The organism is Vibrio sp. HM8-C (genome assembly GCF_058630515.1).
Genome location: NZ_JBMMKS010000001.1, coordinates 269,354 through 291,237, shown reverse-complemented (window position 1 = coordinate 291,237; position 21,884 = coordinate 269,354). Strand labels below are relative to the sequence as shown.

At 42.9% G+C, this 21,884-nt stretch carries 18 protein-coding genes; 8 read left to right on the top strand and 10 right to left on the bottom strand.

What is annotated here, in order from left to right; all coding sequences use genetic code 11:
* Positions 1-23 precede the first annotated feature (23 nt).
* From apt to ACOSVQ_RS01295, 3 genes are all read right to left on the bottom strand, one after another.
* Positions 24-569, bottom strand: coding sequence for an adenine phosphoribosyltransferase (gene apt / locus ACOSVQ_RS01305; RefSeq protein ID WP_491980799.1), 546 nt, complete (start codon positions 567-569; stop codon positions 24-26).
* A gap of 136 nt (positions 570-705) precedes the next feature.
* Positions 706-1,098: a YbaN family protein gene (locus ACOSVQ_RS01300; RefSeq protein ID WP_491981109.1), complete on the bottom strand. Its 393-nt coding sequence runs from the start codon at positions 1,096-1,098 to the stop codon at positions 706-708.
* Between the two features lie 356 nt (positions 1,099-1,454).
* Positions 1,455-2,558, bottom strand: a complete 1,104-nt coding sequence (locus ACOSVQ_RS01295; RefSeq protein ID WP_491980798.1) for a response regulator — start codon at positions 2,556-2,558, stop codon at positions 1,455-1,457.
* A gap of 237 nt (positions 2,559-2,795) precedes the next feature.
* Here ACOSVQ_RS01295 and ACOSVQ_RS01290 point away from each other — a divergent pair, with 237 nt between their 5' ends.
* Complete coding sequence (locus ACOSVQ_RS01290) at positions 2,796-3,671, top strand: LysR family transcriptional regulator (protein WP_491980797.1); 876 nt, start codon at positions 2,796-2,798, stop codon at positions 3,669-3,671.
* 57 nt (positions 3,672-3,728) lie between these two features.
* On the opposite strand, the gene ACOSVQ_RS01285 is transcribed toward ACOSVQ_RS01290, so the two are convergent.
* The 3 genes from ACOSVQ_RS01285 to fadI all read right to left on the bottom strand — a co-directional run bounded on the left by ACOSVQ_RS01285 (position 3,729) and on the right by fadI (position 7,869).
* On the bottom strand, positions 3,729-4,277 hold the full coding sequence (locus ACOSVQ_RS01285) for an NAD(P)H nitroreductase (protein ID WP_491980796.1): 549 nt from the start codon (positions 4,275-4,277) through the stop codon (positions 3,729-3,731).
* A gap of 161 nt (positions 4,278-4,438) precedes the next feature.
* On the bottom strand, positions 4,439-6,562 hold the full coding sequence (fadJ, locus tag ACOSVQ_RS01280; RefSeq protein WP_491980795.1) for a fatty acid oxidation complex subunit alpha FadJ: 2,124 nt from the start codon (positions 6,560-6,562) through the stop codon (positions 4,439-4,441).
* A complete protein-coding gene (fadI, locus tag ACOSVQ_RS01275) occupies positions 6,562-7,869 on the bottom strand; it encodes an acetyl-CoA C-acyltransferase FadI (protein ID WP_491981108.1) in 1,308 nt (435 codons plus the stop codon). Before fadI ends, fadJ begins: the two co-directional genes overlap by 1 nt.
* A 640-nt stretch (positions 7,870-8,509) precedes the next feature.
* Here fadI and ACOSVQ_RS01270 point away from each other — a divergent pair.
* The 4 genes from ACOSVQ_RS01270 to ACOSVQ_RS01255 all read left to right on the top strand — a co-directional run bounded on the left by ACOSVQ_RS01270 (position 8,510) and on the right by ACOSVQ_RS01255 (position 12,908).
* A complete protein-coding gene (locus ACOSVQ_RS01270) occupies positions 8,510-9,073 on the top strand; it encodes a sigma-70 family RNA polymerase sigma factor (protein WP_491980794.1) in 564 nt (187 codons plus the stop codon).
* Positions 9,066-9,788 (top strand): DUF3379 family protein, encoded by a 723-nt coding sequence (locus ACOSVQ_RS01265; RefSeq protein ID WP_491980793.1) that lies wholly within the window; start codon positions 9,066-9,068, stop codon positions 9,786-9,788. Before ACOSVQ_RS01270 ends, ACOSVQ_RS01265 begins: the two co-directional genes overlap by 8 nt.
* 243 nt (positions 9,789-10,031) lie before the next feature.
* The gene (locus ACOSVQ_RS01260) at positions 10,032-11,297 is read left to right on the top strand and encodes an outer membrane protein transport protein (protein ID WP_491980792.1); all 1,266 of its coding nucleotides are present in this window, start codon (positions 10,032-10,034) and stop codon (positions 11,295-11,297) included.
* A 303-nt stretch (positions 11,298-11,600) separates the two neighbouring features.
* Positions 11,601-12,908: an outer membrane protein transport protein gene (locus ACOSVQ_RS01255; RefSeq protein WP_491980791.1), complete on the top strand. Its 1,308-nt coding sequence runs from the start codon at positions 11,601-11,603 to the stop codon at positions 12,906-12,908.
* Positions 12,909-12,937: 29 nt separating this feature from the next.
* Here the strand turns inward: ACOSVQ_RS01255 and ACOSVQ_RS01250 are convergent, their stop codons facing one another.
* Positions 12,938-13,405 carry a low molecular weight protein-tyrosine-phosphatase gene (locus tag ACOSVQ_RS01250; protein WP_491980790.1) on the bottom strand — a complete coding sequence of 156 codons (468 nt, stop codon included), beginning with the start codon at positions 13,403-13,405 and terminating at the stop codon, positions 12,938-12,940.
* Between the two features lie 85 nt (positions 13,406-13,490).
* Here ACOSVQ_RS01250 and cobO point away from each other — a divergent pair, with 85 nt between their 5' ends.
* Complete coding sequence (cobO, locus tag ACOSVQ_RS01245) at positions 13,491-14,096, top strand: cob(I)yrinic acid a,c-diamide adenosyltransferase (protein ID WP_491980789.1); 606 nt, start codon at positions 13,491-13,493, stop codon at positions 14,094-14,096.
* 134 nt (positions 14,097-14,230) lie between these two features.
* Here the strand turns inward: cobO and ACOSVQ_RS01240 are convergent, their stop codons facing one another.
* From ACOSVQ_RS01240 to apbC, 3 genes are all read right to left on the bottom strand, one after another.
* The gene (locus ACOSVQ_RS01240) at positions 14,231-16,396 is read right to left on the bottom strand and encodes an AsmA family protein (RefSeq protein WP_491980788.1); all 2,166 of its coding nucleotides are present in this window, start codon (positions 16,394-16,396) and stop codon (positions 14,231-14,233) included.
* 152 nt (positions 16,397-16,548) lie between these two features.
* Positions 16,549-17,190: a uridine kinase gene (gene udk, locus ACOSVQ_RS01235; protein ID WP_491980787.1), complete on the bottom strand. Its 642-nt coding sequence runs from the start codon at positions 17,188-17,190 to the stop codon at positions 16,549-16,551.
* Between the two features lie 245 nt (positions 17,191-17,435).
* Positions 17,436-18,509, bottom strand: coding sequence for an iron-sulfur cluster carrier protein ApbC (apbC, locus tag ACOSVQ_RS01230; RefSeq protein WP_491980786.1), 1,074 nt, complete (start codon positions 18,507-18,509; stop codon positions 17,436-17,438).
* A 158-nt stretch (positions 18,510-18,667) separates the two neighbouring features.
* Here apbC and metG point away from each other — a divergent pair, with 158 nt between their 5' ends.
* Together metG and ACOSVQ_RS01220 are read left to right on the top strand one after the other, a co-directional pair.
* Positions 18,668-20,731, top strand: coding sequence for a methionine--tRNA ligase (metG, locus tag ACOSVQ_RS01225; RefSeq protein WP_491980785.1), 2,064 nt, complete (start codon positions 18,668-18,670; stop codon positions 20,729-20,731).
* A gap of 305 nt (positions 20,732-21,036) precedes the next feature.
* Positions 21,037-21,843, top strand: coding sequence for a hypothetical protein (locus ACOSVQ_RS01220; protein WP_491980784.1), 807 nt, complete (start codon positions 21,037-21,039; stop codon positions 21,841-21,843).
* Positions 21,844-21,884 lie beyond the last annotated feature (41 nt).

Sequence of the window (21,884 nt, the reverse complement as noted above, 5' to 3'; positions counted from 1 at the left end):
ACCGCCCTGCAACTGAAAAGGTATTAGTGGCCTTCGAATTCACAAATGCTGTAAACGTTTAAGCCTAAACCTTCTAAACGCTTGTCACCACCAATTTCTGGCAGGTTGATAACAAATGCTGCGTGTTCTACTTCGCCGCCAAGTTGACGAATAAGCAGAGTTGTCGCTTCAATCGTGCCGCCAGTCGCTAGCAGGTCATCAACAACAAGGACTTTGTCGCCAGCTTTGATTGCATCAACATGAATCTCTAGTACGTCAGTACCGTATTCAAGCTCATAAGATTGAGCGATAGTTTGACGAGGCAGTTTACCTGGCTTACGCACTGGTACAAAACCTACGCCTAATTCTAATGCTAGTGGTGCGCCGAAAAGGAAACCACGAGCTTCTGTACCCACAACCTTGGTAAATCCCATATCCTTATACTTATCAACCAATAACTGAATAGTTGCTTGATAAGCTTGAGCATCCTCCAACAGACTCGTTACGTCACGGAACAAGATTCCTGGCTTTGGATAGTCTTGAATAGATTTGATGCTTGATTTGATCAGTGAAAGAGTTTCGGTTGTCATAACTAAATTAACTTCGGTTCGTTCAGTACAAGAATCTATGTACTGGTATTAAAATTCCGGCACACCCTAAATTAATATTTCATAGCGCCGAAAAAACAAACGCCCACTCGAAGAGTGGGCACACTTCCCGCTAATGCTAGTGATTTTCTCGCTGGTTAGCAACCAGCTCGTAGGTAGGGATCCGCTGAAAGCCAGTGATCAGTACCACAAGCCCAAAAAACAGTAGAAACTTTAGCCAAATATGAGGCACAAACCAGATAGAGAATGAAAAGCTCGCAATGATGAATAGCGTTCCACGAATCTTCACCTTCTTGGAAACTGCTCTGTTCTTATGCCAGTTTTCTAATATAGGACCAAACAATGAATGCTGATGTAACCAACCGTGAAACCTAGGGCTTCCTCTAACAAAGCAAGCGCTGGCAAGCAATATAAAGGGGGTGGTTGGAAGCAAGGGAAGGATGATGCCCAGAACACCTAGGCATACACTCACAACACCAACAATATTATATGTGTAACGACGAATACTGATGGTGGAACCTCTAAATGATTAGAAGCCTTCGTATCCACTGAATACGCGAATCCAAGTCAATGTAGCTGGAAGCGTTGGGATCAAAAGAGCTGCAATAAAACCTAAAAAATATAGAACGTTATATGGTTCTTTAAAATCTTTGTCTGCCATGGGTATACGTCTCTGAGCTGGTGTTGAGTCTTGTTGTTGCATCTCGTTACATACAAGTAAACAAAATGATGCATCATTGTTTTCGGCGCAGACTATACCTTAAACAAACAGACTCAAACACTGAGTAATTGTAGGGTTATTAATAACTAGATACTAGGCTCACACTATTAAGATATGTAAAAGCCTACAACCTAACCACCAAGGCCTCACGCACCTGCCCCACGATGTATATCAAGTGAAAAACTGCTCACACCTATTTTACCCAATGAGAGCTGACATCCACCATGAATCAGAAGATCTTTGGTAATAAAATTTTTCAAACAATTTTCACCAAGGTTCACTCCTGCTGCGATATGTTGCGTCATATAACCATTTGACCATTGGCTATCCAAACCCGCAGGCAATATTGATAGAGTTCCATCAGTTAAATTTGCAACGCCAAACAAAGCAGAAACAGGTTTGGCGCAAGGAGAACACTCAATTCCTTTCTCCAAAATATCAGCTAAATCTTTGAGATCCGCACTGAAGCTGCGCAGATTACGCAGATAATCATGGAATAGCGCTCTCACTAGCAGTGTACTTGCAACGTTATCTTCATCATTGCTCGCGGAATCCACCAGATAGAAAGCGAACTGACCATTCATCAGCCACGCATAATCAAAGACCAGTGGCATTGTGCTGGTAGACTGAAGCAGACGATAACTGCACTTCCAAACACCTTGAGAGGTATCATTTTCTGGCAATAATGCATGCAGCAGATCTCGTGCAGCACTCGGATTAGAACGCAAAAAGTCGAGATGCCAGTGAAGTTCCTGTTCTTCTGGAACATCACCACCACCATCCACCCTAAACCATTGACTAGAGAAGTCACGTTGGTCAGCAAGGTGATTATCTGTATCTTCTAGCGTACTTTGTATCGCACAGCCCAAATGGGCATGATTGCCAATTGGTTTAGCTAAAAAGTCTTTTATGCCATAACGTAAGGCCTTTGCTACATCAGACATTTCGTCTGTTGCTGAAACTACGATTAATGGTAGCGACGGGTATTCTAAGCTCACTTCTTCAACGAACTCTATGCCATCTAAGACTGGCATAGACAAATCACAGAGAACCAAATCTGGTTCAATCGTTCTTAATTTTCTCAGTCCATCGAGGCCATTTTCCGCCTCCATGACTTCGTAACCTTGTGCAGATAAATAGCCACTCGTGATTCGCCTAAAAATGGGGTCATCATCAACCAACATAATTAGTTTCTTGTGAACCGATTCATGCATCGGATTCGGTTCCACTCGTGGATGAGTCTTGTACATAGCCTAACCTCACTATGCGCTTGTAGTTTGCATTGACATTGACTTCAAAGCAGGTGAATTCGTTATTTAAAAAGTAGTCAGTAAATAGCGTTTATACAAATATTCCACTCTAAAGCCTCGTTGCATACTATATGTACGCAATGTCACAAAATCGTCAAACAAGTTGACATGACTCAACCTTTGAATTCTGATAACCGTATAAGTTAAGCAAATTCGTAAAATAATGTGTCAGGAAAAATGAAACTAGACGATCTAAATCTCTTTCGACTGGTAGTCGAGAATGGAAGTTACACAGCAACTTCTCGTAAAACGATGATTCCAGTTGCAACGATTACTCGACGCATTCAAGCATTAGAAGACTCGTTGAATTTAAGGCTTCTTAATCGTCACGCACGCAAACTTTCACTGACGGAAGCTGGCGAACGATTTTTCAAAGATTGTTCTCCTCTGTTGCATCGTTTGGCTTCAATGGCTGAAGAGATCACTGATGAGTGTAGAGGTGCATCAGGAAAACTGAAGATCTCTTCACCTTCAAACCTGACTAAGCGCTTGATGATGCCGATGTTCAATGAGTTCATGAAGCAGTATCCAGAAATCAATATTGAACTGACAACCAGCAACCAAGCCGATCAACTTGATCCAACCGAATGGGATGTGATTTTTAGAATTGGTCCTCAGCGCGATTCAAGTTTAATTGCTCGTAAAATCAGTGAAGTGAAAGACATATTGGTCGCAAGTCCAGCTTACTTAGCAAAGAACCCTGCACCCAAACATGCAGAAGAGCTAAGCCGACATTCACTGCTTAAAGGTCACCCTCTATTAAAGTGGCAACTGACCAACACCGAAGGCGAAACGATCATCAACCTAGATAAAGGCCGATTCCAAGCCAATACCTTAGATGTTGTACGCATCGCTTGTTCGGAAGGATTGGGCATTACACTTATGCCAAACGTGATGATCACTGAATACATCGCAGAAGGCAGCCTAGTGCGTGTTCTTGATCAGTGGAGCGCGAACCCTCGTGATATCTATATGTTGTATAACCATAAAGATCACTTACCAGAAAAGGTGCGCCTCTTTATCGATTTTGTTATCGCTTACCATCTGCATTAATTCATTAAAAAAGGGCCTTTCGGCCCTTTTTGTTAGTCTGTTTTCAACCTTTAAAGATTAGAGAAACTCGACAAACTTGCTCAGTTCTCGCTCTGGCACTTTCATTGTCGAACCTTCAGGAGTGCCTAAGTAAAGGAAGCCAACCACGTGGTCTTCACCTTCTAAGCCAAAAGCATTTCTTACTTCAGGATGGAACATCAAGTTTCCTGAACGCCATATCCCCTGAAAACCTTGTGCCACCGCTGCCATCTGCATTGCCTGAACAGCACAACCCGCTGATAAATGTTGTTCGAAAGCTGGGACTTTTTCATGAGGTGTAACTTTAGCAATTACAGTAATCACCATTGGAGCTCTGAAAGGCGCATCTTTCATCTTAGCGACAGAAGCTTCATCGTTGTTATCTGCAATTGCAGCCTTAACCAAAATGTCAGAAAGTTTATGAAGACCACTACCCTGCGCAATAACAAAACGCCAAGGAGTTAGATTCGCGTGGTCCGGAGCGCGTAGGCCTGCACGGATTATATTTTCCAGAGCTTTACCTTCTGGAGCAGGTGCTTCCAGCTTAGCCATTGAGCGACGATTGAGCAGCAGTTCGAGAGCATCCATGATAAGTCCTTCTTAAGTGCTTAATTTGTTGAAGATATGAGTCTAAACCAATCCTAGCATAGATATTTTTATTCTCATCAATGCAAAAAGTGAGGTTTTTACCTCACTTTTCATTTTTGTTGCACAGGTTGTACAAGAACTGCGACTATTGATAGAAGCGACTATGAATAGAAAGCTTCACCTGTTCCTGCTCGAGTTAACAAGCCATCACACGGCGCAAATCTTTCACCATACTTTTCTGCATGTTGGTTCATCATCTCCACCAGCTTAGAGATACCGATATGATCCATGTAACGGAACGGTCCGCCTAAAAATGGCGGGAAACCGATACCGAAGATCGCACCAATATCTCCATCTCTCGGGCTACGAATAATCCCTTCGTCCAAGCAACGTACTGCTTCATTGAGCATCGGCAACATACAACGTAGGGAAATATCACTTTCACTAAGATGAGATTCAGGTTTTAGATTCAGTAGCTTATAGACTGATTTATCCACTTCCTTGTTCTTGCTGCCTTTATAGATATAGAAGCCTTTGCCTGACTTCCTACCTTTACGGTTGTCGTTAAGTAGCTTGTCAAACACATCAGGACCTTGGAAACGCGGCCCCAGCTCTTTTACTAAAATCGGCATGATTTTAGCGCCGATATCGATGCCTACTTCATCCAAAAGCGTGATAGGCCCGACAGGGAAGCCTGCGTTTAACAATGCAGTATCGATCTCTTCAATAGGCACGCCAGCCATAAGAATTTGCGCCGCTTCATTCATATAAGGTGCAAGAATGCGGTTAACGTAAAAACCAGCCTTGTCTTTAACAACAATCGGTGTTTTACCTTGTTTGCGAGCTAAAGCGACAACCGTTGATACGGTTTCATCTGACGTCGTTGCGTGTGGAATCACCTCAACCAAAGGCATTTTTTCAACCGGGCTAAAGTAATGCAAACCCACGACATTTTCAGGACGAGCAGCTTTTTCGGCGATCTGGTGAATCGGTAATGACGAAGTATTGGTAGCAAAAATCGTCGTTGGTTTCGCATGAGATTCAATGTCTGACACCATTGATTGCTTCAATGCTAGGTCTTCAAATACCGCTTCAATAACGACGTCAGCCAAATCGAATGCAGTAAAATCCGTGCCGCCAGACAGCTTCATCATTTCATGCTGAACCTGAGCATTAGTCAGAATGCGACGTTTACGCTGCTTCTCAAACAACCCATAGTTGTATTTCAGCGCATTAAGAACTCCGTCATTTGAGACATCTTTAATTCGTACCGGAACTTTGGCTTTTGATGCGCTAACGTGGCTGATACCCGCGCCCATTAAACCACCACCTAAAACGCCCACTCGCTCCACTTTCCTCGGCTCTGCATCGCTGCCATTTTCTTTCTTCATTTCCGTTGTTGCAAAGAAGATAGAACGCAGTGCTCTCGATTCCGATGTCATCACAAGCTCACCGAATCTTTCCGCTTCTCGCTGAAGTCCAGCTTTCATTCCTTTCTCTAAACCAAATTGAATCACCTCCAAAATGGCTTTTGCTGCTGGGTAATTGCCACGCGTTTTTTGTTCTGTCTTTTTAGATGCTTGCTCAAAAACAAATTTACGACCTAACTGAGTTCGGGAAATGAGTTTTTCTTTGGTGGTTAGTTTGACTTTGCTGCGTTTTTTATTTTTCTCATTCACAAAGCGTTTGGCGACATCCAACAGAACGCTATTAGGTACACACGCATCAACTACACCCAACTTTTTCGCTTTGGCTGCGCGAAGTTGTTTGCCAGTAAGAATTAAATCCAAAGATGCTAACAAGCCAATCAATCGAGGCAAACGTTGAGTACCACCAGAGCCCGGAAGCAAACCAAGCATAACTTCTGGCAAACCTAAACGGGTTTTGTCATCGTCACTACACACTCGGTAGTCACACGCTAGAGCAAGCTCTAATCCGCCGCCCAAACATGGCCCGTGAATAGCGGCAACGACAGGAAATGGCAGGTCAGACAGTTGTTGGAACATCTGCTGCCCTTGGGTTGCCAAGTCCTGAGCTTCTTTAGCAGAAGTGCAGGAATCCAGCATACGAACATCTGCGCCAGCGATAAAATTATCTGGCTTTAAAGAGTGGATAATCAGACCTTTGACTTGACTTTTAGACTGATTGAGTTCTGAGAACACCTCTTGCATTTCCGCTGCAAACGCAGATTGCAAGGTATTCATTTTCTCCCCTGGCACGTCAATGGCGAGCCAAGCAATACTGTCTTCATCAATTTTTAGATGGAACGCATTTGACTCACTCATTACTCAACCTCCAAAATCATTGCCGCACCTAATCCACCAGCAGCACATGCAGTATTCAATGCAAGACCACCGCCTCTACGTTTTAATTCACGAAGCGTTTGAGTGATCATACGTGCACCAGTCGCTGCAAACGGGTGTCCGTAAGCGATAGAGCCACCTAGTACGTTAAACTTATCCATATCGACTTCACCGATCGCCTGACTACGACCCAATATATCTTGAGCAAACTTATCACTAGCAAACATCTTCAAGTTTGCTAGTGTCTGAGCAGCAAAGGCCTCATGCATATCAATCAAAGTCAAATCAGATAGTGAAATACCAGCTCTGTCCAAAGCAATAGGTGTTGCATGGGATGGTCCCATCAGCATGTCTTGCTGAACACCAATTGCGGAAAATGCGTAGGAACGGATATATCCCATAATATCGAGACCTAACTCTTTCGCTTTGCCTTCACGCATCAACATAATGGCAGCCGCACCGTCTGTTAAAGGTGTACTGTTTGCAGCGGTTACTGAACCATATTGGCGGTCGAACGCTGGACGAAGTTTCGCGTAACCTTCTAATGTGGAGTCATGGCGGATGTTGTTATCCTGCTCTATCCATTTCCTATAAGGCTCAGGGAAGGCGGTCATCACTTCACCTTGAATTTTTCCATCATTCCAAGCGGCAGACGCTAGCGTATGTGAACGATGAGCCAATGCATCTTGGTCTGCACGCGAAATTCCGTGCGTTTTCGCCATTTGCTCAGCGGTTTGTCCCATTGAAAGACCTGTAGAATATTCCGCAACAGCAGGCGGCACAGGCATCAAATCTTTCAATGACAGTGACTTTAACACACTGAGTTTTTGGCCAAGCGTTTTGGTCTTGCTTAAAGCCAATAAACTTGCTGCCAGCTTTCTTGAAACACCAATAGGCAAAACAGATGAAGAGTCCGCACCACCCGCAATACCGATATCAATCGTTCCTGCCATAATACTTTCTGCAACGTTTACTGCAGATTGAAAGCTAGTTGCACAAGCGCGCGTCACACTGTATGCATCTGTGTTGATGTCCATACCAGTGCCGAGAACAATTTCCCTTGCAATATTCGGTGCGGCAGGCATCTGAACTACTTGTCCAAACACCACTTGTTCAATCAGTTTCGGTTCGATATTTGTACGCGCGAGCAGTTCGCTCACAACCATTTTCCCAAGGTCAACGGCTGGAACTTGGCTGAATTCAGTACTCTGGCGCGCAAAAGGAGTTCGGAGACCGGCGACGATAGCAACACGTTCACCAGAACGCGTTTTAACTTCCTGTTTGCTAATTCCCTGTTTGCCCATTAACTGTTTACCCATTACTTTTCCTTAGAATAAGAGGTCTGACCTGCTCATTGTAACGAGAATGTTAATACAATCAAACACGCGTTTAGAAAACGTGATATCTGCATCGAAACCACTGTTCTGAGCAAGCTTCTGCTACCTTTAAAACAGATTGTCACTATGGATTTGGAATCAGGTGAGAGAGGATTGAAATAAAAATTTTCAAAAAGATGAATTAAAAGCAAAAAAAAACCACACAAATCTGTGTGGTCGGAATATATAGTAAAACAATTAACTTACGCCAATTGAAAATAATCAGTTTCCTGATTAGGAGAAAGTAAAGTCAGCCTTCAAAAGGAAGTGTCATCTTGCTCAACATGCTAGTCACAAGGACTAACTAGATGACGTAAACAACTATAACCGCTCCTGAGCATTAGATTTTGAAATAGATCAATTTTAATGTGATTTATTGAGTTGAATGAAATTAATTTTATCGAAAAGATGTTTTAAGCACGTATTTCTATCAGCTCTAAAGAATTTCTGTCAGTAAGATTGTAAATATCGAAACCAATGACTTAGCTCTCACCTTAGTCCTAGTATTCGAACGCAGCGAAATATCTACACTACAGAGCCATCGGAGACTCGAGTGTCAATTATAAAAATATTTGGAAAGAAATCCGCTAACCATCCGGTCAATAATGGTATGGATAGACAAAGAAAATACGAAGCACTTGTGCGTGCTTATCACACCGATCTCTATCGCTACGCCTATTGGTTGTGTAAAGACCAAAGCGTGGCGGAAGATCTGGTGCAAGAAACTTGCTTACGAGCGTGGAAGTCACTAGAAAGCTTGCAAGATGAGAAGGCAGCGAAATCTTGGCTCATTACGATACTGAGACGAGAAAATGCTCGACGCTTCGAACGTAAGCAATTCGATCTCGTTGATATTGAAACCCATGGTAGTGAAGCCAAAGTATCGGACGACGCTCACCATCAAAGAGAATGGCTGCAGAAACAGATAATGATACTCGAAGAAGAGTATCGAGAGCCACTGTTCTTGCAAATTATCGGTGGTTTTAGCGGAGAAGAGATAAGTGAGATTCTAGAACTTAACCAGAACACGGTTATGACTCGACTTTTCCGTGCTCGTAATCAATTAAAAGAGATGTTGGATTCTTCCGAAAACTTTAGAGGGCAGCAAAATGGATGATTTAGAATTTCGCCGCCGCGCCATGTCGGATCCGAAGCAAAAAAACAGTGAATACGCTGAAGCATTATCAAAAGAAGCAAACCAAAAGTTTTTAGATGATGTATTAAAATTCGATGCGCAAATTGCAGATGCAATGAAAGTAGATGTGCCTGAAGGATTGGCTGACAGAATTTTGTTTAAGCAAAGCTCACAAGTGGATAATGTCACCACCATCAATTTTGCTCGAAGAGCAATGGCTATGGCGGCATCCATTGCGTTTGTGTTTGGCTTGGTTGTTGGTCAGGTAAACTGGGGAAAACTATTGGTGCCACAAGCACAAGCAAGCTTAGTGGATATAGCCATAAAACATGTCGTCGATGAAGAAGGATTCGTTTCCAATCTTGATGAGCAAGTAAGTTCTCGCCAGATCAATGCAAAGTTATTGCCTTTTGCTTACAAGTTCACTGAGAACTTTCCATACCATGTTTATTACTTGAATCATTGCGGATTTGGACATTCCAATGCTCTGCACATGGTGTTCCAAGGTGAAAATGGCAAAGTGACGCTATTCCTAGCGAGTGTTCAAAGTGACATTAACGGACATTTCAATAAAGATGGAATGTCTGGAATGGTTGAATCGATTGGTGATAAAAGCCTTATTCTCGTAGGTAACAACAACGAAAATATGCGCAAAATTGCCGATAATCTTCTTCCTCTACTTAGCCCTGCTAAATAACCCTTCTGAATAGACAATAAGCCCACTAATTAAGTGGGCTTATTGTCTTCATCCTAGAGTTAAAGCTCTAAAAAATCATGTTTTCTTACAAATTCATGTCAGTTAACCACCATTTCTAGAATTTTCTCGTCCAACTAGACAATGGTCGGATTTCTATATTGTAGACTAGGTACTAGGATCAGCCCCCAACTGAGCAATTGCTCAAAAAAGCCCACCAGAGGCTATACAAAAAAGGAAATACGAATGAACAAGACGCGTCTGTTTAAACGTTCACTATTAGCAGTGACAGTAACACTAGCTACGCAGCAAGCAATGGCTGCTGGCTTCCAGCTCAACGCACAATCAGCAACTGGCCTAGGCCGTGCATTTGCTGGTGATGCTGTAATCGCAGATAACGCTTCAGTAATGGCGCGTAACCCTGCAGCAATGGCACTTTTCGACAAAATGGAACTTTCTCTAGGTTTCGAATCGATTACTACCATGATCGAAGTAAAAGATGCTAGCTATACGGTACCTGTGCTCGGCGCAAGTGATGTGAATGATACTGATGATGTTGGTAGCACGTCGATAGCACCAAACATACATCTAATCGTTCCAGTAAATGAAAAATTTGCCTGGGGTATCAACGCTTATACCAATTTTGGTACAAAAACCGAATTTTCAGACAATTACACAGCTCGGGAATACGGCGGTCTAACAGACGTTAAAAGCTTTAACTTCGGTTTAGCTGGTTCGTACCGATTAAACGAGCAATTAAGTTTTGGTGCAGGTCTAGACTTAATCTATGGTCAAGGAACATTCAAGCGTTCTACAAGCGCATCTATTGAAACTATTACCGGAGGAGCTACTCCTGAAGGTACAGCATTGGTTGATGTTGACAAAGCTGACGGATGGGCAGTTGGTTTTAACCTAGGTACTGTTTATGAACTAGACGAAAATAATCGCTTTGGTTTTGGCTACCACTATAGTCCAGAATTCACAGCAAAAGATGATAAAGGACAGGAAATCACTCTTCCATTACCCGATATTGCTGAGTTCTCTGGTTTCCACAAGATTGAAGATACATCTTTTGCCGTTCATTACAGTGTGCAATGGATTGGCTGGAGTGCATTCGACAAAATTGAAATGCGCAACCTTCAAAACGCAGGTGTGGGTACTTCATACGACAAAAAATATCAATGGCAAGATGGCTGGCATTACTCTATCGGTGGTACCTATTACCTAAACAGCGACTGGACTCTACGCGCAGGTTATATGTATGACACTAGTGCACAAGATGAGTTAACTTCAATCTCTGTACCTGATTCAGATCGTCAATGGTTCTCAGCTGGTTTTACTTACACAATTGACGAAGCTTCTAACGTTGACTTTGGCTTCACATACTTACTTGGTGAAGATACACAAGTAAACGAATCAGTACCTCTAAGCGCTACTGCTTCTACCAGCATTTCTGCAACTACTCATGCTGATGCTATCTTGATGGGCTTACAATACAGCCGTTCTTTCTAATCAATAGTTAGAAATAACACAAACGCTAAAGGGCTGGTTTACCAGCCCTTTTTTACATCTTTCCGAATAATTTTTTTATTTTAAGCGCACAAGTGTGTCTTTAAATCAACCCTAACCCCTACACGTGTACGCTGAAAAAACATTCATGAGAAAAATTAAGCAGTCATATATCTTTCTCATTAAGATTTTTTAGCATTTTATTTTATATATCAGTTAAAAGCTGGTTTTCATTTTTCATGGCTGATTTTAGTTCTTAGACTTTACCGTTCAGTTTTTTCAAATTTCAGCGAACATAAAATCAAAATGAAAACAAATAAGACTCTCCTTACTCTAGCGGTGGCTGCTAGTTTGGCTAGCGTACCAACTCTTTCTCATGCTGCAGGTTTTCAACTTGCCGAATACTCAGCAACTGGCCTAGGTCGTGCCTACGCAGGTGAAGCCGCTATTGCAGATAATGCCAGCGCACAATGGCGCAACCCTGCAATGCTTACTTACCTAAAGGGTACTCAAGTTTCAACGGGCGCAATTTATGTAAACCCGAATTTGGATGTTGAAGGTAATGTTGAGTTCTACGGTAAAAACATACGTACAGAGTCAAACGACTTTGCCAATGATGCAATTGTTCCAAATCTGTATTTATCAAACCAAATCAATGACAAGCTATTTTTTGGCTTAGCTTTTGGAACAAACTACGGGATGGAAACATCTCTGTCTTCTGACTTTTCCGCTAACCATTTCGGTAACGAAGCAATGGTTAAAAGTGTAGAGATCAATCCTAACCTTGCCTACCGTATGACAGAGACAATTAGTGTTGGTGGTGGTGTTCGTTATGTTATGGGTGAAGGTCATTTTGGCGCACAAACAGCATCTAACAACTATGTTGCAACTACGCCAACTTTAGTATCTATGCCTAAAGGTACTACGCTCAAGTACATGGAAGGTACTGATAACGCATGGGGTTGGCAAGCAGGTGCCGCTTGGCAAATTAACTCAAGCAACCGTATTGGTTTTACCTATAAGTCTGAAGTAGATCTTAAGCTTACTGGTCATGCCGAAGGCATTGGATTTGGGTTATCGGCTGGCTCCAAAGATAATGGATACATGGTGTTAACTCTTCCTGCAACAGCGGAAATTGCCAGCTTCCACCAAGTAACAGATAAAATTGCCTTACACGGCAGCATCAACTGGACTGACTGGAGCAGCTTCGAAAAACTTGAAGCTGAGTTGGATAAATTAGGCACTCAGATGGTTAAAGAGGAAAACTGGAAAGACAACTACCGTTTCGCGCTTGGCGCAACTTACCAGTTGGATTCAAAGCTTGCTCTACGCAGCGGTGTTGCCTACGACATGGGTGCGGTAAGCGACCAGAACCGAACCATCACAATTCCAGAAACAGATCGTATCTGGCTGAGCATTGGTGCTGGCTATGATGTAACAGAACAGTTCACTGTCGATGCTGGCTTTACTTATATTGTTGCAAAAGATGCATCGATTAAAGAATCGCGCGGCTATGATTCTGATGACAAAGCAGCAGCAGTTGGTGGCACATTTGTTGGTCAAACTACTGGCAGTGTATGGCTACTTGGTGTGCAAGCAAGTTATCGCTTCTAAAAAGCTAAAGTTAGTTGAACAGGCCAGCATTAAAGCTGGCCTCTTTGTTTCAAATACAGTAGAAACTCGTCAGAAGCTTCCTCTAACAAATCCAGCACTAATTCAAAACCTTGATCGCCGCCATAATATGGGTCTGGAATCTCTTCATAGTGTGATTCTCCATGAGCCAAAAACAGTGACAACTTGTACTGTAAAGGTTTAGGACATAACAACATAAGATCTTCTAAATTTTCATGATCGGCTGCCAATATGTAGTCAAAATCCTCGAAATCCCTTTTGGTTACTTTACGTGCCAAAATACCTGAAAATGAATAGCCTCTTCGTTCTCCAGCAGCTCTTGCTCGCTTGTCAGGTAGAGCTCCCTCGTGGTAACCAATCGTCCCTGCTGAATCCACTTCAACATCCAAACCTAGCTCTTCAGCTTTTTTTCTTAAAACCGCCTCTCCCGTTGGTGAACGACAAATATTCCCCATGCAAACCACTAAAATTTTCGTCATTGTAATTCCTTGCTTTTGGTCTGTGTTTGCTGACGCCTCGTTAAGTTATCATAGTCATAAGAATCAGATTGAAAAAGGAATTGTCATGTCCAGCGAAGATGTAAAACAAGATCGTCATAAAGCTCGCCAACAAAAAGTAAAAGAAAAAGTAGATGCCCGCGTTGCAGCAGCCCAAGAAGTAAAAGGGTTATTGTTAGTCATTACTGGTAATGGCAAAGGAAAATCCACCTCTGGATTTGGTACCATTGCCCGTGCAGTTGGACACAATAAAAAATGTGCAGTAGCTCAGTTCATTAAAGGGACTTGGGACAATGGCGAACGTAACTTGCTTGAGAAATTGGGCGTTGAATTTCAAGTCATGGCAACTGGCTTTACTTGGGATACGCAAAACAAAGAAAGTGATACCGCAGCGGCGCAAATCGTCTGGCAAGAATGTAAACGCATGCTCAAAGACGAATCTATCGATGTCATTTTGTTTGATGAACTGACTTACATGGTTAATTACGGTTACATCGAGCTGGATGAAGTTGTTGAAGCACTAGAAAATAGACCACACATGCAGTCAGTGATAATTACTGGTCGTGCCGCTCACCGAACTTTAATCGAAATGGCAGATACCGTTTCTGAAGTAAAAAACACCAAACATGCTTTTGAAGCTGGCATCAAAGCACTACAAGGTATCGACTGGTAGTCATTTTTAGATCGCCCTACAAGGCGCGAAACTGTCTGGTATATATCATAAAAAAGCGAGTGGCCATTTTAACGCCACTCGCTTTTCCATCAGCTTTTCATCAACAATAAGATGCTTAGCTAAAACCAATCCACTTAGTTAAACAGCCCTTTTAGTAAGCTATCAACCGCTTTCTTAGTGTCTTCGTTTTTGATCTTATCACTTAACTTTTCGATACCTCGATCCACTTCTTTTTTGGCTTTTTGTTTAAGTACATCGTCAAAAATAAGTTTGTATTTAGGATCAGACCATTTGCCAGAAATGTTTACAGGAATAGTCACATCACGCAGTTCATCGATATCTTTACCGCCCTGACCTTTCAATGATCCAACAACAGAAGTGCTTAGAGTAAAGTCTACCGTTTCATTTAAGTAGTTGGCTTTACCCTGCCCTTTAATACGCAGAGCTGGCGACTGCATATGCAGATCGTCTGTAGTCACGTTGCCTTTATCAAGCTTTAGCGTCGCTGTCATCGCGCTAAAATCGGTCTTCTTCACTTGGTCAGCTTCCGTTACATCACCACCAGTAATTTTTGCGTAGTTCGTGCGTAACAGATGGGCAACGTTGATGCCATTAACAGCGCCGTCTTCGAAATTGATAGCAACTGTACCTACAAGATTCTTTTGAATCCCTGTCGGCGTTAAACTTTTTCCTTGAGCATTGACTTCGATGTTACCCGTACCTTCAAGCATATCGTTGTCTAGCACATCAACAAGCATCGGTTGTACCTTCACGCCTTTCACGGACTTCTTAATCGTATACGTAGCTGGTGATTTACGAGCATCTATTTGAGCTGATGCTGCTAGCGAACCTTGATACAAATTAGCGGTAAAAGATTTGAGCGTCACTAAGCCACGATTCACGACAACATCCGCTTTCACGTTCTGCATTTTTGCATTGTTCGCTTTAAGCTTATCAATAGTGATATCGCCTGCCACATCGAGTGTCTGTAAGGCGGAAAGATCGGGTTCCACTTCTTCTTGGTTAGATGCTGTTGGTTTAGCCTCGGTTGAAGAAGAAGATGATTGATTCGTACTTTCTGATGGTTTCGCAGAATCTGCCTTTTCAGTCCCCAAGAATGCATCCACATCGATGTCCGGACTGTGGAGGGAAAAGCGAACTTTCGGAATATCGGCCAAAACAACATTAAGCTTGCCATCAAATTGCAATGCATTAGCAGTGAGTTTTGCCAGAACGACATTTAGCGTGCTTTTACTGATATCAAATGCAATGTCTGATTGCATTCCAACTTTCATCGGTGACTGAGGTAATGCTGCACCTTCTAAATTCGCCTCTAGGTTAAATCCACTAGCAGCGACTTTTGTGATGTCTTTATTTACGACTAGAGAGCTAGAACCTTCGGCCTCTAACACCATGTCCGCTGCTTTTCCTTTTACAGAAAACTCCAGTGCATTTGGCTGGTCGAAATCAAAAGTAGCCAGAGCTAACTTCGCAGACTCAATGTTGTTTGCTTGGTCGCTAAAGCTCGCGTCCACGTTGATATTGCGTAGCGCGTATTGAGCAAAGTCTTTAGACAATTTAACTTCTGCGTTACCCGTCGCTGCGAAATTCTGAGGATTATTTTTTTGCTGCTCGTTACGTCCTTTTGCAGCAAAGCTAACTAAAGTCCACTTTTCAGCTTCGAACTCATTAACTTTCAACTGCACATCGTAGAGTTTGGTTTCAGTACCCGCTTTACGATCTTGAATATCCAGCAGTGCGTTGTTTATGGTCACACCGGCCAGTTGAATTGACCAGTCTTGAAGACTATTGCCTTGAGCGCGATTACCTTGAACGGAATTATCAGGCGAAGTGGTATCTTGAGGTTTCGCTGGAGTTTGTGATTCAACGGCATCTTGAGATGTTTTTGCTTGAGTCAAACTGTCTAGGTTGGTTTTGCCATCTTTGAGCGTTTCTAAATATATTTCCGCACCATCCAGCTGCACATTACCAATGACTAATTGTTTATCAAGTAGCGGCATCACCGAAACATCTACGCCAACATTGTCGACTTTGAACAAGTTTGGTTTAGAGAATCCTTCAGGGTTTTTAAGTTCAGTTTTGCCTATTTCAAAACCGATCGAAGGGAAAAATTTCCAGCCAATATCGCCCTCAATAATAAGATCGAGTCCGGTCTGTTGTTTCGTTTGCTCAACAATTAAAGGCTTGAACTGATTAGGATTAACGAACAAAACAAGTGCTGCAACTGCGCCAATAACAATCACGACTAGTACAGCAACCAAGAGTAACAGTTTTTTCATCTGTTTTATCCTTGTTTGAAAACATCAACATCCATGATTAACCAATGATTTTCAATCCGCTAATCAATGATATAGATATAAAAAAAGTGGCACCTAAAGTGCCACTTTTCAGTTAAAAAATAAAGTCGGCTAATGCCAAGCATTGGTCAAAATTACGATTTTAGCAATTTTGCAATGTGTGCTTTTAACACATCGATCGCGATACGGTTTTTACCGCCACGAGGAACGATGATGTCAGCATATTGTTTTGACGGTTCAATAAACTGGAGGAACATAGGACGAACCGTTTTTTGATATTGCTTTAGCACTGAATCCATAGTGCGACCACGATCTTCTACATCACGCTTAACGCGGCGTAATAAACAGATATCTAGTGGAGTATCCATAAATACCGTTACTTGCATAAGCTCACGAAGGCGTGGGTCAGTCAGCAGCAGAATACCTTCTAAGATTATGACTTTTTTAGGTGTCATCGTCGTAGTGTGGTCTGTGCGAGTATGCTCAGTGTAGCTGTACTCTGGAACTTCAACTGCTTGGCCATTCATTAACTGTGTTAGATGTTCACACAATAAATCATGGTCCAATGCACTTGGGTGGTCGTAATTGGTTTTAACACGCTCTTCCATGCTCAGATGGCTTTGGTCTTTGTAATAGCAATCTTCCGTAATCACACCAATTTGGTGGTCACCAACTTTCGCACTCAGTTCATTGTAAATGGTGCTCGCTATAAGGCTTTTACCAGAAGCTGATGCGCCGGCGATACCAACGATGACGCATTGATTATTATCAGACATGTATGTGCACTCGATACGTGTATTTTGGGAATTAAGTTAAACCGCCTGATTATAGGGAGTTAAAAAGGGTTATACCAGTTTGCATTAGCTTTAAATGCCAGTAATTTCTGATGTTGGACAATAAAAAGCCAGAGCAAACGATTACATTTACTCTGGCTACATTTTGGTATCTTTCGACTCGCTATTTTTCTGCATTCAGCCAAGCATTCGACGTAGAGTGAAAGAATTGCGGGTGAACATTGCCCTTATTCCACCATAGTGAACATGATGGATTCAGGTTTTGGTTTACCTTGCCAATACAGAGAAGCACACACTCGTTCAGCCAATTGAATATAAGCCGCTGCGTGTTCACTTTCTGGTCGTGCTGCGACCGTTGGAGCACCTGCATCGATGTCTTCTCGCATGCTGATGTGAAGAGGAATCTGAGCAAGCAATGAGAGACCAAACTCATTCGCTAAAGTCTGCGCGCCACCATGACCGAAGATATGTTCCTTCTCACCACAATGACTACAGATGTGGTAGCTCATGTTCTCGACCATGCCAATAACCGGAACATCGACTTTCTCGAACATCGCCGCGCCCTTACGAGCATCCGCCAATGCCAAATCTTGGGGAGTGGTAACAATGAGTGCACCAGTAACAGGAATTTGCTGAGAAAGCGTAAGTTGAATGTCGCCTGTACCCGGTGGCATATCAATCACCAAGTAATCTAATTCCGGCCATTCAGTTTCAGTAAGAAGCTGTGCCAACGCTTTAGAGGCCATAGGTCCACGCCAGATTGTGGCATCGGATTTATCCACCAAGTAACCGATGGAATGAGTGTAGATGCCATGCGCCTTTATTGGCTGCATCCATTTATTGTCTCGAACTTCTGGTTTGGCATCTAACTGCCCTAACATCATAGGTACAGAAGGACCATAGATATCAGCATCGAGCAAGCCAACTTTCGCTCCACATTTTGCAATCGCTAATGCTAAGTTGACTGCGGTCGTCGACTTACCTACTCCACCTTTCGCTGAAGTCACCGCAATAATGTTTTTCACACCACGCACTTCTGACGCAACATGTGTTTCTAATGCTTTCGGAGCCACAACAACTTCATAATAGAAATCAGGCACTTCACCAGATTGCTGCTGTTGTGCGATCCAGCTTGAAAGTTCTTCAGGCAAAGAGAGCGTGGCAAATGGAAGTGTAATCTTAAATCCTTGAGCCTCCACAGAAACAATATTTGGTTGCGAAGCCCAATCTTGAATTAGAAAAGGATGCTGAAATTGGTTTAACCAATCACAAAAATCTTGCTTGGAACTGAATTGACGCATAGGTCCTCCTTGTTTGCCCTATGCTACCACCAGCTAAGCCTATACAGAACCCTGAAAAAACTAAGGCAATCACACCTTTGATGCCTTGGAGTTAGGTGGCTCATGGGGTAGTATTACCCATCAAATTTTTATACCTATCAAGAAAGCGAATATTAAGTATGGCAAACGATCCAAGACTCTCTACCGCAAGGAAATTGCTGGTCACTTGTGCCCTTCCGTACGCTAATGGTTCGATCCACTTAGGTCATATGCTTGAGCACATCCAAGCTGACATCTGGGTTCGCTACCAACGTCTACGCGGCAACACTGTAAACTTCATCTGTGCTGACGATGCCCACGGCACGCCAATCATGCTAAAAGCACAACAGATGGGTATGACACCAGAAGAGATGATCGCCGCTGTTAGCGAAGAGCACCAAAAAGACTTCGCTGGCTTTGATATCAGCTTTGACAACTACCACAGCACACACTCAGATGAGAACCGTGAGCTGGCTTCTCACATCTACCTAGAGCTTAAAAAGAATGGTTTTATCTCTAGCCGTACAATTTCTCAGTTGTTTGATCCTGAGAAAGAGATGTTTCTGCCAGACCGTTTCGTAAAAGGTACTTGTCCTAAGTGTAAGTCAGAAGACCAATACGGTGACAACTGTGACGCTTGTGGTGAGACATACAGCCCAACTGAGCTTATCAATCCTAAGTCTGCAGTTTCTGGCGCTACGCCAATCATGAAAGATTCTGAGCACTTCTTCTTCGACTTGCCTCAGTTCGAAAGCATGCTAAAAGAGTGGACTCGTTCAGGCTCTCTTCAAGCTGAAACAGCAAACAAGATGCAAGAGTGGTTTGAGTCTGGTCTGCAACAGTGGGATATCTCACGCGATGCACCTTACTTCGGTTTTGAAATCCCGGGCGAAAAAGACAAGTTCTTCTACGTTTGGCTAGACGCGCCAATTGGCTACATGGGTTCATTCAAAAACCTATGTAACAAACGTGATGACCTAGATTTCGACGAGTACTGGAACAAAGACAGCAAAACTGAACTTTACCACTTCATCGGTAAAGACATCGTTTACTTCCACAGCCTATTCTGGCCTGCGATGCTAGACGGTTCAGGTTTCCGTAAGCCAAACAACGTATTCGTTCACGGCTACGTCACTGTAAACGGCGCGAAGATGTCTAAGTCTAAAGGTACTTTCATCAAAGCAAGTACTTACCTAGAGCATTTAGATCCAGAATGTCTACGTTACTACTACGCGGCGAAGCTAAACAGTCGTATTGATGACCTCGACCTTAACCTTGAAGACTTCACTCAACGCGTAAACGCTGATGTGGTTAACAAAATCGTTAACCTTGCTTCTCGTAATGCAGGTTTCATAGCTAAGCGTTTTGAAGGCAAGCTATCAGACAATTTTGTAGAGCCAGCGCTATACAACGAGTTCGTAGAAGCGGCTGACCGTATTGCAGAACAATTTGAAGCTCGCGAGTTTGGTCGCGCGATTCGTGAAATCACAGCACTAGCAGACAAAGCAAACCAATACGTCGATGAGAAAGCTCCTTGGGTTGTTGCGAAACAAGAAGGTCAAGATCAAGAGCTACAAGATATCTGTTCTGTGGGTATCAACCTGTTCCGCGTTCTAATGACGTATCTGAAACCTGTTATGCCTGAGCTAGCAGCGCGTACTGAAGCATTCCTAAACCAAGAATTAACTTGGGAAGGTATTGCTACTCCGCTAACTAGCCATGAAATCACAGCGTTTAAAGCACTGTTCAACCGTATCGATCCTAAGAACATCGAAGCGATGATTGAAGCGTCGAAAGAAGATGCGGCTGCAGAAGTCGCTGCGAAACAAAAAGCAGAAGCTGCGCAAGCAACTGAGCTAAGCAAAGATCCAATTGCAGAAGAAATCGAATTCGATGATTTTGCAAAGGTTGACCTACGTATTGCAAAAATCGTTTCATGCGAAGCGGTGCCAAAAGCAGACAAACTACTGAAATTCCAATTGGATATCGGTGGTGAAATGCGCCAAGTATTCTCTGGCATTAAAGCCGCTTACGAACCAGAAGAGTTAGTTGGTAAGCTTACAGTGGTGGTTGCAAACCTTAAGCCTCGTAAGATGAAATTTGGCATGTCTGAAGGCATGATCCTAGCAGCCGGCCCTGGTGGCAGTGAGCTATGGATTCTAGAGCCACACGAAGGTGCTCAACCGGGCATGCGTGTAATGTAATTGCTCTAAGTCGTAGCTCTAATTAGTAGCCCTAAGCATCCGCTTTAAAGCAAAACCTTTAATAAGCCCTAGCGTCATAGTCGCCGGGGCTTTTTTTATGAACCAGCTCACACTTTTAGTTCATTTCGCCCTTTAATGGTGCAAGTTTTTATTTAAACATTTTCTAACCAATTGATTTTAAATTAGTTATTCCTTGGCATTAAAACTGCAATTCCTCTGATAAACAATAATATCCCTTCACTGGTCGATGCCAAGGCACGGCTACAAGGTGACCTTCAACGTTCAAGGCATACAAGGAGTTGGTTATGTTTGTCATTGTCTCAATGCTGATCTCAATCGGCATACTTGGTTTGATGTTCTTCTATTCAAAGCAAAGAGAATCGACTTTGCAGCGCAAGTACGAACTTCTTATCGACCTCCGACAACTGCTTTATCTCAGTAGACAACACCGCAGTGCAACTCATCACGCACTGATGTTTGGCGAGAAAAGAGATGCAGAGCTAAGCCATTTGCAAGATTTGCTGCACGAGAAATCGAATCACCTGATCTCTACTTCGCACTTCGATAACAAACCTATGTATCGAGTGTTGCAGCTTAAATTAAAAGCGCTGATGAATAACTGGCAGGATAGAAGCGTTTCTCGTAATCAAATGATGCATGGCAAAGCGATTCGCCACTGTATGTTTTTAATGGACGAAGTGATGCTGGCTTGGTTAGTAGAATCTGGTCGAGAAGATTTAAGCGATGAGTACCACATGAATTGGCAGCAGGTGATCGATTCAATGGACACTCTCACTCAATTGCGTATTTCTATTGAGGATATGCACACGCAAGATGGTTCAGCGCGTCTTCGCCATTACTGTGATTTATTACGTCGTAAACTTAACCAGCTTGCACTGATTAGCCCGTTGTCGATTGCATCTCCAGCTTGTTCGAAAGCCATGCATCTATTGAGTGAGCTGCATGAGAATCCAACTTTCGACATTCCCCAAGATCAATTGTACCAACTGACTTCAGATGTATCGCTGAGCATTGCTCATGTCTACGATCAAATGCTGGCTGATGTGAGTGAAAGTCTTTACATCCCTTTGCCAAAACTTATCGTGGCTTGATAAACGAAAACGCCATACTGCAAAAAGTATGGCGTTTTACA